This window comes from Paraburkholderia caffeinilytica, assembly GCF_046030355.1.
GTDB lineage: Bacteria > Pseudomonadota > Gammaproteobacteria > Burkholderiales > Burkholderiaceae > Paraburkholderia > Paraburkholderia caffeinilytica_B.
Genome location: NZ_JAQQCQ010000004.1, coordinates 1 through 13,868, shown reverse-complemented (window position 1 = coordinate 13,868; position 13,868 = coordinate 1). Strand labels below are relative to the sequence as shown.

Below are 13,868 nucleotides of genomic sequence, written 5' to 3'. Positions count from 1 at the left end.
TCACTCTCCGCAGCCGAGTGGCGCAATGACCTTCCGGATGCGGATAACCGCATCGCCCGGGTCACGCAGCAAACCGGCCTGGTCGGCGAGGCGGAATACGTCGGCCAGATAGGCGGGCGGCCGCATACCGTGGTGGCCGCCGGGCATGAAGAAGTGATCCTGGAAGCCGTTCAGGTAGGCGAGGAATACCACGCCGGTCTTGTAGTACTGCGTCGGTGCGCGAAAGATGTGGCGCGAAAGCGGCACCGTGGGTGCCAGCAGCCGGTTGAAGGTCTCGACGTCGTTCGCGGAAAGGGCAGCCAGCGCTTGAGACGCGGCCGGTGCAATGGCGTCGAAAATGCCGAGAAGCGCGTGCGAAAAATGCGCACCGTCGCCGGCGATCAGCGCGGGGTAGTTGAAGTCGTCGCCGGTGTACATTTTCACGCGTTGCGGCAGGCGACGTCGGAATGTGATCTCCTTCTGCTCATCGAGCAGCGAGATCTTGATGCCGTCCACTTTCGCCGCATTGGCCTCGATGATATCGAGGCAGACTTCCGCTGCATCCGGAAATCCGCTGGCACCCCAGTAGCCCGCGAGTTCGGGGTCGAACATATCGCCGAGCCAATGCAGGATCACCGGTTGATCGCACAGGGCGAGCACTTCGCGATAGACGCGCCGGTAATCGTCCGGCGAGCGTGCCACTTTCGCCAGCGCGCGACTCGCCATCAGGATCACGCGTCCGCCCACGCGCTGCACGGCTTCCAGTTGCTCCGCATAGGCGCGGATCACCTGATCGCAATTCGTCGCCAAAGCGGGCGCGATGTGGTCGGTACCGCAGCCTGAGGCAATGGCCGCGCCGGCAATATCGCGGGTGCCTTCGATACTGCGTGTAATCAGTTCAAGCGCCGTGCTCCATGGCAAACCCATGCCGCGTTGCGCCGTATCCATGGCTTCGGCGATGCCGAGCCCCTGTTCAAGGAGATAGCGCCGGTAAGCGATGGTGCGGTCCCAGTCGATGGCGGGCGCAGCGTTCAGTTCGCCCGCGCGCAGCGGATCGGCTACCACGTGGGCGGCGGAGTACGCGATGCGGTTGAATTCGCGTACGGGCGGCCGTACTTCGAGCGGCACGCCCTGCACGCGATACGTTTCCAATGTGCCGGACGCGGCCGGGAGTCTGATTGACAGGTTCATAGGTAGCTCAGTATTTGGTGACGAGCAGGCCGCCGTCGATACGGATCGCCTGGCCGACGCTGTAGGGGAGGCCGCCGGTTGCAAGCGTTCGCACGGTGATGGCGACTTCCTGCGGCGTGCCCCAGCGTTTGATGGCGGTCAGTCCTTGCTCGATCTGCATGTCGTAGCGCGCGCGGGACGGTGCGGTCATTTCGGTTTCGATCAGGCCGGGCTGCACTTCATACACGCTGATGCCATGTTCGGCGAGCCGCAGCGAGAACAGCGTATTGGCCATCGAAAGACCGGCCTTGGATACGCAATATTCGCCGCGCAGCGGCGAGGCTGCGATCGCATTCGACGAGGTAATGGTAATGATCGACGGATGCGGCGCAACGGTGGCGCCCGAGCGTGCAAGGCAGTGTTTCGCGAATGCCTGCATGAGGAAAAACGTGCCGCGCGTATTCACTGCAATGCAGCGGTCGAAACTTTCCGCTGTGACGTCGAGCAGGTCTCCGCGCGACATCACGGACACGCCTGCATTGTTCACGAGGCAATCGATCTGACCGCCAAGCGCGGCTTCGATGGCGCGCAACGTTGCCGGATGTGAATCGATATCGGCGAGATCGGAGAGCGTTGCGATCGCGCGTGCGCCGGTTTGCTGAACCTCGCGAACGGCATCGTCGAGTTCATCCGACGCCACCGCATCGGTCAGTGCAAGGTCGAACCCGGCGCGACCGAGTTCGATCGCGATCGCGCGGCCGATGCCGCGCCGGCTGCCCGTGACAAGGGCTATTGGGCGCGCGCTCATAATGAGGCTCCGTTGGCGATCAGATCGCGTGCAATGATGGTGCGCTGGATCTGATTCGTGCCTTCGTAGATCTGCGTGATCTTGGCGTCCCGATACAGCCGCTCGACTTCATAGCCGCGAATGTAGCCGCTGCCGCCGAAAATCTGTACGGCGTTGGCGCTGTGCTTGACGGCGGTGTCGCCGGCAAAGCACTTGGCCATTGAACAGGCAATGCTGGCGCGGTCGCCCGATTCGAGCCGTTCCGCGGCGTCGAGGACGAGCAGGCGCGCTGCCTGAATGTCCTTCGCCATATCCGCGAGCATCCATTGAACGCCTTGTAGCTCGGCGATATGACTGCCGAACTGCTTGCGGGTTTGCGAGTAATCGAGTGCGGCTTCGAGCCCTGCCTGCGCGATGCCTACGGCAAGCGAGGCGATACCCACGCGACCTTTGTCGAGCGCACTCATCATCATGTGAAAGCCGCGGCCTTCGATGCCGAGGAGCGCATCTCGCGGCAACTTCACGCGGTCGAAATTCAGTTCGCCGACCTGCGACGCGCGCTGCCCCATCTTGTGCTCCTTGGGACCTTTCGATACGCCGGCCAACGCGCAGTCCACGATGAAAATACTCATGCCGCGCTTCCCTGCCGCGGGATCGGTACGAGCGAGCACGAACGCGACGTCGGCAACCGGCGCGTTGTGAATCCAGAGCTTGGCGCCGTTGAGTTCCCAACCCTCGGCCGTACGGGTCGCGGTGGTCCGGATGCCGGAGACGTCGGTGCCTGCGTCGGCCTCGGTAATGCAATAAGCCGGCCGTAGTTTCGCGCGCAACAGCGGCTCCATGTAGGTCGCGCGTTGTTCTTCGGTGCCGTGTACGGAAAGCAGGGTGCCGACCAGTTCGAGGAGGCCGCATTGGTCCGCGACCGAAGCGTAGCCGCGCGACAGTTCTTCCATCACGAGTGCGTAGGCGGTGACATCCAGTCCTGCGCCGCCGAACGCTTCCGGCACGGTGATGCCGAACAGGCCCAGTTCGCCCATCTGGGCATAGATTTCCGCTGGAAAGCGTTCCTCGCGATCCAGTTCCTCCGCGACGGGGCGAATCACTTCCTGCGCGAAGCGCCGGGTCGTTTCACGAATCTGCTGATGCGTTTCCGAGAGTTTCATGCTGTCTCCTTCCTCATGATCGGCACCTGTTTTGTGCCTGGTTTGCGCGAATGCAGGTAAACCCGAGCGTCGCGCATCACCGCTTGAATTACCTGATTTCCTGTGCCAACATTGGCGTCAAGTAACCATCTGGATGGTTATTTAAAACCAACGAATGACCGATGTCAACGAGCTTTGTGGCCGATCTGATGGGAGGGTGGTTTGAAAAACTGGATGCAAGCCGAAGATGCGGTTGAGCAGATCTTCGATGGCGCGACGATCGCATTGGCCAGTAACGGCGGCGGGATGCTCGAGCCGGACGCCGTGCTCGCGAAGCTGGAGCAGCGGTTTCTTGAGACCGGGCATCCGCGCGATCTGACGGTGGTCCATGCGCTCGGAATCGGCGACGGCAAGGGCAGTGGGCTGGGGCGTTTCGCGCACCCCGGTATGGTGCGACGCGTCATCGGCGGCCACTGGAGCTGGTCGCCGGCGATGCAGCAAATGGCCAAAGAGAATGCGTTCGAAGCGTACAGCTTCCCGGCAGGCGCAATCTCCACATTGCTGCGCGAGATTGGCGCGGGACGGCCGGGGCTCGTCACGCACGTCGGCCTGCGTACCTTTGTCGATCCTCGCATCGACGGCGGCAAGATCAACGCACGCGCTACCGAAGACCTCGTCGAGCTGCTTGAACTCGACGGGCGTGAGTACCTGCGCTACAAGCCGTTCAAAGTCGACTTCGCGATTGTGCGCGGCTCTTCCGCGGACGCGGCCGGCAATGTCACGTTGCGTCGCGAGCCCGTCGATCTCGACACCTATGCAGCGGCGCTGGCGGCCCACAACAGCGGCGGCCGTGTGATCGTCCAGGTCAAGGAGCGCGAGCCGGCTGGCTACGTGCCGGCGCGGCTGGTACGCATTCCGGGTGTGCTGGTTGACACGCTCGTCGAGACGCCGGCGGCGCCGCAGTGTGCGATCGCCGATTACGACGCCACGCTAAGTGGCGAATCGCTGGGAATCATCGCCGACGGTTTTTATGAAGTGCCCACGGGCATTCGCCGCATCATTGCAGCGCGCGCGGCGCAGGAACTGCACGAGGGGCATTCGGCGAATTTCGGTTTCGGCATCCCCGGCGGCATTCCGGGTTTGCTGGCGCAACAGGGCCGACTCGGCACGTTCTGGGGAACAGTCGAGCAGGGCATCCACAACGGCGCAATGGTCGACGGTCCCATGTTCGGCTCTGCGCGTAATGCGGAAGCGATCCTGTCAAGCGTCGATCAATTCGATTTCTATAGCGGCGGCGGTGTCGACATCTCGTTTCTCGGCATGGGTGAAATGGATGGAGACGGAAATATCAACGTGTCGAAACTCGGCTCGACCGTGGTGGGGCCCGGTGGCTTTATCGACATCACCCAGGGCGCCCGCAAGATCGTCTTCTGCGGCAGTTTCGAAGCAAAGGGCCTCCGGGTCGAGCAGATGGGAGAGCGCCTGAATATCGTGTCGCCGGGCAGTGTGCCGAAACTCGTCGAGCGCGTGCAGCACATCACGTTCAGTGGGGCGCAGGCGCGTATCGCGAAGCAGGAAGTGCTGTACGTGACGGAGCGCGCGGTCTTCAGGCTCGAAGAGAACGGCGTGCGTCTGATTGAAGTGGCGGAGGGAGTGGATGTGGAGCGGGACGTGCTGGCGCGGATGGGGTTTCGCCCGCTGGTCGACGACGCATTGTTCGCACGCTGTAACGGCGGTGCGGATAAGCCGCGCGAGCAGGCGGCGTGATGAACGGTTGCGAAATCCGGAGCGCCGGACGCAGGCGCTCCGCATGCGGAGGTTCAGGGGCGCAGGAGCCGGAGAATGGTCTCGATGTTGAAGTCGAGCCTTGCTTTCAACGCGTCCTTGCTCATGAAGTCGATGTCGAAAATGAGGCCGCTGGTGTGACGATTGGTCAGGTAGTAGTAACCGATCGCAGCCATCGTAATGTGCAGTTGCCGGGCGTCCACGCCGCTGCGGAATACACCCGTTGCGACGCCACGGTCGAGTATGCGTTGCAGCATCGAGATGAAATCATGATGCAGTTCCTTGAATCGTTCGGACTTCTTCAGATGGCGCGCCTTGTGAAGGTTCTCGCTGTTCACGAGCGTCATGAACTCCGGGTTCTTCAGATAGTAGTTCCACGTATGCGTGGCGAGCGCGACGATCGCATCTTCGGGAGAAAGATGATCGAGATTGAGCTTCAGTTCGGCGGTGCGAATGTCGGCATAGGCGTCTTCGAGCACGGCCACGAACAGCTCCTCCTTGCTTCCGAAGTAGTGATAGATCATCCGCTTGTTGGCCTTCGACCGCGTTGCAATAGCTTCCACGCGTGCGCCGGCAAGACCGAGTTTCGCAAACTCCATTTTCGCGGCTTCCAGAATGCGCGCCCGCGTCACTTCGGGATCGCGCTGCCGCGGCGGCTGCGCGGCGCCTGCCTTGGCGGTTTTGGACGGCCGGCTGGGGGGCGTGGACACAAGAGTCATGTTCGGTGTTCGCTGCAAAAAGAGTCAGTGGGAACGGCGTCGTTCGCAGCCGCGTTGTGTCAGCGACTATAGACCAAAAAGGCATTGTCAGGAAGTAACCGGATGGTGCAGAATGGGAAAAAAATGGGCGGCGCATTGCATGGCCCGCACAATTTTCCGCACGGATCACGCGCTTTCCGCGTCCGCGCGGGAGCAAACTCTGGAGGCAGGAATGAGCAATCTGAATGAACTGGCGGCAACGCTTCGTCTTCCGTCGGAACCCGTGCGCACGCCGATGTTCATCGACGGCAAGGACTACGCCGGGCTCGCCGGCGAATTCGTGACGCGTAAGAGTCCGGGCCACGGCGTGCCGGTGACATCCACGGCGCGTGCGTCTGTCGAGGATCTGAACGTGGCGGTCGCCGCGGCCCGTCGTGCGTTCGACGACGGGCGCTGGTCGCGTCTGTCGGGTGAGCAGCGCGCGACGGTGTTGCTGAAAACCGCGGCTCTTATCCGGGAAAACGTGGAGACGCTCGCGTACCTTGAAACGCTGGAGAGCGGCAAACCGATCGGCCAGTCACGCGGCGAGATCAACGGCGCCGCGGGCATCTGGGAATACGCGGCAGGTCTCGCACGTGTTGCGCACGGCGATTCACATGACAACCTGGGCAGCGACATGTTCGGTCTTGTCGTACGCCAGCCGGTCGGCGTGGTGGGCATCATCACCCCATGGAATTTCCCGTTCTTCATTCTGTCCGAGCGTCTGCCGTTCGTGCTGGCGGCGGGGTGTACCGCGGTCGTCAAACCTGCCGAACTCACCTCGACCACCACGCTCAAGCTCGCTGCGCTGCTGACGGAAGCCGGCCTGCCGGACGGCGTTGTGAATGTGGTGACCGGGCTCGGTTCGAAGGTGGGCCAGGCACTCGCCGAACACATGGATGTCGACATGGTGTCCTTCACCGGTTCCACGCCAGTGGGTCGTTCCGTGCTGACGGCAGCGGGCGGCAACATGAAGAAAGTCGGGCTCGAACTGGGCGGCAAGAATCCGCAGATCGTGTTCGCGGACGCCGATCTCGCCGACGCCGCGGATGCCATTGCCTTTGGCATCTGTTTCAATGCGGGCCAGTGCTGTGTGTCGGGCAGCCGTCTCGTCGTGCATCGATCGGTGGAGGAAGAACTCGTCGCGCGGGTCAAGCATGTGCTCGAGAAGGTGCGGGTGGGCGATCCGCTCGATGCGTCGAACCATGTTGGCGCGATTGTCGAAGCGCGTCAGTTTGACAAGATTTGCGGGTTCATCGAGGCAGGCAACCGCGACGGCGCGCAACTGGTGCATGGCGGCACGTCGAGCCGGGATGGCGAGCGCTTCTTCATCGAACCCACGATGTTCCGCAACGTCGAGCCGCACAGTGCTTTGGCGCAGGAGGAAATTTTCGGACCCGTGCTGTCGGTCACATCATTCGATACATTCGACGAGGCGATCCAGATTGCGAACGGCGTACCGTACGGTCTCGCAGCCAGCATCTGGACGCGCGATCTGCAAGGTGCGATCAAGAGCTTCCGCGATGTGCAGGCCGGCCGGATCTGGGTCAATTGCACCATTACCGGTGGCCCGGAAATGCCGATCGGTGGCGTCAAGCAGTCGGGGATTGGGCGCGAAACGGGGCGTTACGGCGTCGAGGAGTACACCGAACTGAAGTCGGTTCATGTCCAGTTGGGCAAGCGGCCACGCTGGATCGCCTGACGCGATCCGGCTCGAATCAGGCGGCCGCGATGAGCCCTGAGAGCCTTGGGAATTGCGAAGCCACGCAGGGCGTGTGGCAACAGAACACAGTATCGGAGACAGCAATGTATGACTATGTGATCGTAGGTGGCGGCGCGGCGGGTTGCGCGCTGGCGGCGCGCCTGAGCGAGGATGCCGGCAACCGTGTGCTGCTTCTCGAAGCAGGACCCGCCGATACGGATCCGTATATTCACATGCCGGTTGGCTTCTTCAAGATGACGGGTGGTCCGTTGACGTGGGGTTACCGCACGGTTGCGGCGGCCGAAACACAAGGACGGCAGATTCCGTTCGCGCAGGGCCGCGTGCTCGGTGGTGGCGGCTCGATCAATGCCATGGTCTACACCCGTGGGCAGCCTTCGGACTATGACGGCTGGGAGCGCGACGGCTGCACGGGCTGGGGCTTTCGCGATGGCGTGCTGCCGTACTTGCGCCGCATGGAAGACAACGAACGCTTGTGCAACGAGTATCACGGCGTCGGCGGCCCGCTCGGTGTCTCGGATCTCATTAGCGTCAACGAGTTGACCAAGGCATTTGTCCTTGCCGGGCAGGAAGCCGGCATGCCCCACAACAGCGACTTCAATGGCGCACAGCAGGAAGGCGTGGGTGTTTATCAGGTCACGCAGCGCAATGGCAGGCGCTGCAGCGCGGCTGTCGGCTATCTGCGCGACGCGCGTACGCGACCCAATCTGACGGTGCGCACCGGTTGCCTCGTTTCGCGTGTGGTCATCGAAAACGGCCGGGCAATCGGCGTTGAATTTGCACCCGGGGACGATCGCTCGAATGTGACCATTGCACGCGCCGAACGCGAAGTTATCGTGACCGCGGGGGCCATCGGTTCACCCAAGCTGCTGATGCTCTCCGGCATCGGACGGGCGCAAGAGCTGGAACGCGCCGGCGTGAAGCCTGTGCATGCGCTGAACGGTGTCGGACAGAATCTGCAGGACCATTTCGACATCGATATCGTCTACGAGCTGAACGGTGCGTACAGTCTGGACAAATATTCGAAGAAGCACATGATGCTGCTCGCGGGTCTGGAGTACAAACTCTTCAACAAGGGGCCGGTCACGTCCAACATCGCCGAAGGCGGCGCCTTCTGGTATTCGGACAGCAGCGTACCGACACCCGACCTGCAGTTTCATTTCTTGCCCGGCGCAGGGGTCGAGGCCGGCGTGCCACCGGTGCCGTCGGGCTCGGGCTGTACGCTCAACTCCTATTTCCTCCGGCCGCGCAGCCGCGGTAGCGTCAAGCTGCACAGTGCCGATCCCGCCGACGCGCCGGTGATCGATCCGGCTTATATCCGTGACCCGTATGACCTGAAGGTGGCCGTCGACGGCATCCGGCAGAGCCGCGAAATCATGAGTCAGAGGGCGCTGAGCAAATACATAAAGAGCGAGCACTTTCCTGGCGCCAACGTGTGCACGCAGGCCGAGTATGAAGCCTACGCGCAGCAATACGGACGCACCGGCTATCACCCGGTCGGCACCTGCAAGATGGGGATCGACGAATTGTCGGTCGTCGATCCGCAATTGCGCGTGCATGGCATCGAAGGGCTGCGGGTCGCCGATTCTTCAGTCATGCCGCGAATCGTGAGCTCGAATACGAATGCGCCCACGCTGATGATCGCGGAAAAAGCCGCGGACCTGATTCGCGGCCTGCCGGCAACACCGGCGCCCGCGCCGGGCCGGCTCGCGAGAACCTCAAGCCGTGTGGCGCACGAGGCCGCAGTGGCGGCAGTCTGACGGCAGGCAAAGAGTTTTGACAGGAAACACCCGGATAAATCGGGTCTTTCTAACATTGTAGTAAATATCCGGTTATTTATAACCAGCCCTGATGCAAAGGGCGTTTTTTGACTCGGAGGAGACATCATGTCGAAACAGGATCAACACACAGGCGTATCGCGCCGCGACTTTATCAAGCTCGGCGCGGGTGCGGCATTTGCGGTCGCGGGTGGCGGCATGTCGAGCCTTTCGTTCGGTGCGGGGCAGACCACGCTCGCCTGTTCGTTTCGCTCGCTGACCAATCCGTACTACACCGCGTTCAACAAGGGCGCACAGAGTTTCGCGAAGAGCGTTGGTCTGCCGTACGTGCCGTTGACGACCGAAGGCAGTTCGGAAAAAGGCATCGCGGATATCCGCGCGCTGCTGCAGAAGACCGGCGGCAACCTTGTGCTGAATGTCGACCCCAACGATTCGGCCGACGCCCGCGTGATCGTCGAAGCATGCTCGAAAGCCGGTGCGTATGTCACGACGATCTGGAATAAACCCAAGGATCTGCATCCGTGGGATTTCAACCCGAACTACGTTTCGCACATGTCGTTTGACGGCGTGGCGTACGGCGAATCGACCGCGACCGAGCTGTTCAAGGCAATGGGCGGCAAGGGCGGCGTCGTGGCGATTGGCGGCATTTTCAGCAACGTGCCGGCCATCGAGCGCAAGGCGGGTCTGATGGCGGCGCTGAAGAAATTCCCCGATATCCAGTTGCTGGACTTCCAGGTGGCGGACTGGGATTCACAAAAAGCCTTCCCGATCATGCAGGCATGGTTGACGCGCTTCAATTCGAAGATCAAAGGTGTGTGGGCGGCGAACGACGACATGGCGCTGGGTGCGATCGAAGCGCTGCGCGCCGAAGGGCTTGCGGGGCAACTGCCGGTCTCCGGCATGGACGGCACGCAACCGGGGCTCGCTGCGATCAAGGTGGGCGAACTTGTGACGACGGTCGACTGGGACCCGTACTGGCTTGGCGGCATTGGTCTCTCGATGGGCCTTCAGGCGCAGCAGAAGAAGCTGCAGGTCGCTTCTTTGCCTAAGGAGCAGCGCGAATCGTTCTGCAAGGCGACCCTCGTGACCCGGTCGAATGTCCAGGCAGTCATAGCACGCGAGTCGGCGCCAGGCGCGGATTGGAACAGTCTTTACGCCCGCGTTGCGGGGCCAGTGGTGTATCGATGAGCAAGCTAACCGCAGCGCCCACCCGGCCGGCCGTAAGCACAACAACAACCGGGATCAGGTTCATGCCGATGCATTCCCTGCTACAGCGCTTTGCGCCGCTGCTGGTCTTGCTGGCGCTCGGCCTTTGCATCGGCGCGTTCAATCGCGACTTCTTCGATCCGATGAATCTGGCGCGAATCGCAATCTCTGCGGCGATTCCGCTCACCATCGCGCTCGGCGGTACGTTCGTGATTCAACTCGGCAGCATCGACCTGTCGGCGGAAGGGATTGTCGCGGTTTCCGCGATCACGGCGTCGATGCTGGTAGAGAACTCGTACAACGACAACCACTTCGGACTGTGGGTGCTGGCGGTTGCGATCGCCGCCGGCGTGGTGCTGGGGTTCGCCAACGGCATGCTGCACGTGTTCCTGCGCATTCCTTCTTTCATTGCCACGCTCGCAGTCGGCTTTGTGGCGACCGGAATCGGGACGGCATGGTTATCGGGCAACACGATCCGCGTGAGCGACCCGGCGCTGCGTTCGATTGCGATTACGCGTTACGTGGGCTTGCCGTTGTCGGTATGGATTGGCTTGCTCGCGCTCGCCGTCGCGTGGTTTATCTACCGGCACACGTTACTCGGACGGCACACGCTGGCAATCGGCGGCGGCGAGGATCTTGCCCGTCTGAACGGGGTACGGGTGCGGCGCGTGCGGATTGCGGTCTTTGCACTGGCGGGCGCCTTCTATGGTGTGGCCGGCATCCTCGCGGTCGCGCAATACGGGCAAGGTCATGCGCTCATAGCCGACGGCCAGTTGTTTGTCGCGATCACGGCCATCGTGGTGGGCGGGACCTCGCTGGCCGGCGGCAACGGCAGCCCGTTGAACACGCTCATCGGGACGTTGATCGTAGTGGTGCTTGGCAACGGCATGGTGCTGCTCGGCGTGCCGCCCTATGTGCAACAAGGCATTCAGGGCGTGCTGATTATCGCTGCAGTGACGCTTGCGCTCAATCGCTCGCACCGGCGCATCGTCAAATGAGGCTGGGAGATTCGACATGCTGAAACTCAAGAACATCACGAAACGCTTCCCAGGTGTGCTCGCTCTGGATGACGTATCGGTCGAAGTCCGGCCCAATGAAATCGTCGGCCTGATCGGTGAGAACGGTGCGGGCAAATCGACGCTGATGAAGCTGCTGACCGGCGCCTACCGCCAGGACGCCGGCGAAATCACGCTCTCCGGCCAACCCCTGGTGATTCGCAATCCGCGCGATGCTACCGCGAAGGGCATCGCGATGGTGTATCAGGAACAATCGATCCTGCCCAACCTGACGATTGCCGAAAATCTGTTTCTCGGCCGTGAGGAAAACTTCACTACGTTTGGCCGCATGAACTGGTCGGCGCTCAAACGCGCAGCGCAGGCAGAACTTGCCACTGTGCATCTCGACGTCGATCCGTTGACGGTATGCGAGGACCTGTCGTTCGGGCAACGGCAGATGGTGGAACTGGCGCGTGCGCTGTCGCTGGCGAGCCGCACCGGCGGCACGCCGGTCATTTTGCTCGACGAGCCGACGTCTGTTCTGGAAGCTGCCGAGATCGAGATTCTGTTCAGGCTGGTGCGCGAACTCAAGTCGCGGGCGTCATTTGTGTTCGTTTCGCACCGTCTGGACGAACTGCTTTCGCTGAGCGACCGCGTGTACGTCATGAAAGACGGCAAGGTGGTGGCGGAGATGGCTTCGGCTGATGCCTCCGTGAAGCAGCTTCATGAACTGATGGTGGGCCGTTCGATGCACGGTGAGTACTACCGCGAGAACCTGCAAAAACCGTGTCGCGATGAAGTGGCGCTGTCGGTCTCGCATGCATCGCTCGGTCATGCGCTGAACGATGTGTCGTTTGAAGTACGGCAAGGCGAGGTCTTCGGTGTGGCGGGCGTGGTGGGTTCGGGGCGCGAAGAACTGTGCCGCGTGATCGCCGGTCTGGACAAGCTCGATGCCGGCGAAGTACGGATAGGCGGCACGCTGCTCAAGCCGCAGGCGAATCACGCGGTGACGTTGGGAGTGGGTTATGTACCACGCGAGCGCAAGGTGGAAGGGCTCGTCACGCAGATGAGTGTCGCGGAAAACCTCACGTTGCCACGACTGCGTGCCGTGAGCCGGGGTGGTGTGGTACGCAAAGGGAACGAGCGCAAGATTGCCAACGAATGGATCCAGCGTCTGCGTATCAAAACACCGGGTCCGGATGCCTCATGCCGCAATCTTTCGGGGGGCAACCAGCAAAAGGTCGTGCTGGCGAAGTGGCGCTTTGCCGGCAGCCGGATTCTCGTGCTCGACCATCCGACCCGCGGCCTTGACGTTGGCGCGAAGGAAGAGGTCTATCAACTGATTCGCGAGTTGACGGCTGAAGGTGTGGCGGTCGTGCTGACGGGCGATACGCTCGAAGAGATTCTCGGCCTGAGCCACCGCATCATGGTGATGCGCGATGGTCGCGCGCAAAAGGTTCTGCCGTGCGAAGTGGGCTCGAAGCCTTCGCAGGTTGAAATCGTCGAACATATGGTGTGAGGCTGCTATGTCATTACTGAAATCACCCTCGCGGGCGACGCTTCGCGACAACGCGCCATTCGCGGCACTCGTGGTGTTGTACGTGCTGATCGAAATCGCCCAGCCGGGTTTTATGGCGTTATCGACGCAACTCGGATTGCTCGCGGACAGTTCTACGCTGTTCATCATGGCCGCCGGTACGACCTTTGTGGTGCTTCTGGGCAGTATCGATTTGTCGCTTCAGTCGGTGGCGTCGCTGGCGAGTGTGATGGTCGCGCTGTGCTTGCCTCGCTACGGTGCGTGGGCGGCGGTTATTGCACTCGCGGCTTCGTTTGCGATTGGCCTCCTGAGCGGTGTGATCCAGACCGTGCTCCGCATTCCGTCCTTCATTGCGACGCTTGCAATCAGTGGCATTGCATCGGCCGCGGCACTCACGCTGTCGGGCACGCGTTCCATTGCGATCGGCGACGATATGCGCAACGCTTCGCTGGGCTGGACGACGGGGACTTCGTTCGGCATTCCGCATGAAATTCTGCTGGCTGTGGCGGTATTCGCATTTTGCTGGTTTCTGCATCGTTCGACTGTTTTTGGTCGTCATACCGATGCGATCGGTGCAGGCGAGCCTGCCGCCATTGCGTCGGGCGTGCGTGTTTCCGTGACGAAATGCCTGGTGTTCGCGACCTCGTCCTTCTTCGCTGGCCTCGCGGGCGTTGTGATGGCGGGCCGTCTTGGCAGCGGTTCGCCCACGCTGGCCAATCAGTTTCTGTTGCCGGCCATCGCCGCGGTGATCGTCGGCGGAACGGCGCTGACGGGTGGGGCGGGCGGCATTGTGCGCACGCTGATCGGTGCGCTGCTGGTGTCGGTTGCGCGCGTGGGCATGACCTTTGTCGGCATTAGCGTGTTTGCACAGCAGATCGTATTCGGCGTGATTCTGATCATCGCGGTGACGGTGGCGTTCGATCGCTCGAAGGTGTTGGTCATCAAATAAGTTTACGCGTGTCAGTTTCGACTGACATGGGAAATCTGGCAGAGAAAGGTGGTTGCGAATGAAAGTGCTAATAGCAGTGAAGC

11 protein-coding genes are annotated in these 13,868 nt (G+C 61.8%); 7 read left to right on the top strand and 4 right to left on the bottom strand.

Annotated features, from left to right (window positions below; translation table 11 throughout):
- From PQQ95_RS07010 to PQQ95_RS07000, 3 genes are read right to left on the bottom strand one after another with little or no spacing between them, the layout of a single operon-like run.
- Positions 1 to 1,170 carry a dihydrodipicolinate synthase family protein gene (locus PQQ95_RS07010; protein WP_408436181.1) on the bottom strand — a complete coding sequence of 390 codons (1,170 nt, stop codon included), beginning with the start codon at positions 1,168 to 1,170 and terminating at the stop codon, positions 1 to 3.
- Positions 1,171 to 1,177: 7 nt separating this feature from the next.
- Positions 1,178 to 1,957 (bottom strand): 3-ketoacyl-ACP reductase, encoded by a 780-nt coding sequence (locus PQQ95_RS07005; RefSeq protein ID WP_408436178.1) that lies wholly within the window; start codon positions 1,955 to 1,957, stop codon positions 1,178 to 1,180.
- Positions 1,954 to 3,099 carry an acyl-CoA dehydrogenase family protein gene (locus PQQ95_RS07000; protein ID WP_408436175.1) on the bottom strand — a complete coding sequence of 382 codons (1,146 nt, stop codon included), beginning with the start codon at positions 3,097 to 3,099 and terminating at the stop codon, positions 1,954 to 1,956. The genes PQQ95_RS07005 and PQQ95_RS07000 overlap by 4 nt, the downstream gene beginning before the upstream one ends.
- Before the next feature lie 213 nt (positions 3,100 to 3,312).
- On the opposite strand from PQQ95_RS07000, the gene PQQ95_RS06995 reads away from it, so the two are divergent.
- Entirely contained in the window at positions 3,313 to 4,845 is a 1,533-nt protein-coding gene (locus tag PQQ95_RS06995) for a CoA-transferase (RefSeq protein ID WP_408436172.1), read from the top strand.
- Between the two features lie 53 nt (positions 4,846 to 4,898).
- On the opposite strand, the gene PQQ95_RS06990 is transcribed toward PQQ95_RS06995, so the two are convergent.
- Positions 4,899 to 5,582 carry a TetR/AcrR family transcriptional regulator gene (locus PQQ95_RS06990; protein WP_408436169.1) on the bottom strand — a complete coding sequence of 228 codons (684 nt, stop codon included), beginning with the start codon at positions 5,580 to 5,582 and terminating at the stop codon, positions 4,899 to 4,901.
- Positions 5,583 to 5,793: 211 nt separating this feature from the next.
- Between PQQ95_RS06990 and PQQ95_RS06985 the strand changes: the two genes are divergently transcribed.
- The 6 genes from PQQ95_RS06985 (at position 5,794) to PQQ95_RS06960 (ending at position 13,785) form a co-directional block, all read left to right on the top strand.
- On the top strand, positions 5,794 to 7,302 hold the full coding sequence (locus PQQ95_RS06985) for an aldehyde dehydrogenase family protein (RefSeq protein WP_408436166.1): 1,509 nt from the start codon (positions 5,794 to 5,796) through the stop codon (positions 7,300 to 7,302).
- Between the two features lie 104 nt (positions 7,303 to 7,406).
- Positions 7,407 to 9,080 (top strand): GMC family oxidoreductase, encoded by a 1,674-nt coding sequence (locus tag PQQ95_RS06980; RefSeq protein WP_408436163.1) that lies wholly within the window; start codon positions 7,407 to 7,409, stop codon positions 9,078 to 9,080.
- A 126-nt stretch (positions 9,081 to 9,206) separates the two neighbouring features.
- Entirely contained in the window at positions 9,207 to 10,286 is a 1,080-nt protein-coding gene (locus tag PQQ95_RS06975; RefSeq protein ID WP_408436160.1) for a sugar ABC transporter substrate-binding protein, read from the top strand.
- A gap of 62 nt (positions 10,287 to 10,348) precedes the next feature.
- Positions 10,349 to 11,302 carry an ABC transporter permease gene (locus tag PQQ95_RS06970; RefSeq protein WP_408436157.1) on the top strand — a complete coding sequence of 318 codons (954 nt, stop codon included), beginning with the start codon at positions 10,349 to 10,351 and terminating at the stop codon, positions 11,300 to 11,302.
- Positions 11,303 to 11,318: 16 nt separating this feature from the next.
- Complete coding sequence (locus PQQ95_RS06965; RefSeq protein WP_408436154.1) at positions 11,319 to 12,818, top strand: sugar ABC transporter ATP-binding protein; 1,500 nt, start codon at positions 11,319 to 11,321, stop codon at positions 12,816 to 12,818.
- Between the two features lie 7 nt (positions 12,819 to 12,825).
- A complete protein-coding gene (locus PQQ95_RS06960; RefSeq protein ID WP_408436151.1) occupies positions 12,826 to 13,785 on the top strand; it encodes an ABC transporter permease in 960 nt (319 codons plus the stop codon).
- Positions 13,786 to 13,868: the final 83 nt, after the last annotated feature.

Excerpts from the sequence above, each read along its gene's own strand:
- PQQ95_RS07010 (WP_408436181.1), bottom strand. The coding sequence starts at position 1,170 with ATGAACCTGTCAATCAGACTCCCGGCCGCGTCCGGCACATTGGAAACG.
- PQQ95_RS07005 (WP_408436178.1), bottom strand. The coding sequence starts at position 1,957 with ATGAGCGCGCGCCCAATAGCCCTTGTCACGGGCAGCCGGCGCGGCATC.
- PQQ95_RS07000 (WP_408436175.1), bottom strand. The coding sequence starts at position 3,099 with ATGAAACTCTCGGAAACGCATCAGCAGATTCGTGAAACGACCCGGCGC.
- PQQ95_RS06995 (WP_408436172.1), top strand. The coding sequence starts at position 3,313 with ATGCAAGCCGAAGATGCGGTTGAGCAGATCTTCGATGGCGCGACGATC.
- PQQ95_RS06990 (WP_408436169.1), bottom strand. The coding sequence starts at position 5,582 with ATGACTCTTGTGTCCACGCCCCCCAGCCGGCCGTCCAAAACCGCCAAG.
- PQQ95_RS06985 (WP_408436166.1), top strand. The coding sequence starts at position 5,794 with ATGAGCAATCTGAATGAACTGGCGGCAACGCTTCGTCTTCCGTCGGAA.
- PQQ95_RS06980 (WP_408436163.1), top strand. The coding sequence starts at position 7,407 with ATGTATGACTATGTGATCGTAGGTGGCGGCGCGGCGGGTTGCGCGCTG.
- PQQ95_RS06975 (WP_408436160.1), top strand. The coding sequence starts at position 9,207 with ATGTCGAAACAGGATCAACACACAGGCGTATCGCGCCGCGACTTTATC.
- PQQ95_RS06970 (WP_408436157.1), top strand. The coding sequence starts at position 10,349 with ATGCCGATGCATTCCCTGCTACAGCGCTTTGCGCCGCTGCTGGTCTTG.
- PQQ95_RS06965 (WP_408436154.1), top strand. The coding sequence starts at position 11,319 with ATGCTGAAACTCAAGAACATCACGAAACGCTTCCCAGGTGTGCTCGCT.
- PQQ95_RS06960 (WP_408436151.1), top strand. The coding sequence starts at position 12,826 with ATGTCATTACTGAAATCACCCTCGCGGGCGACGCTTCGCGACAACGCG.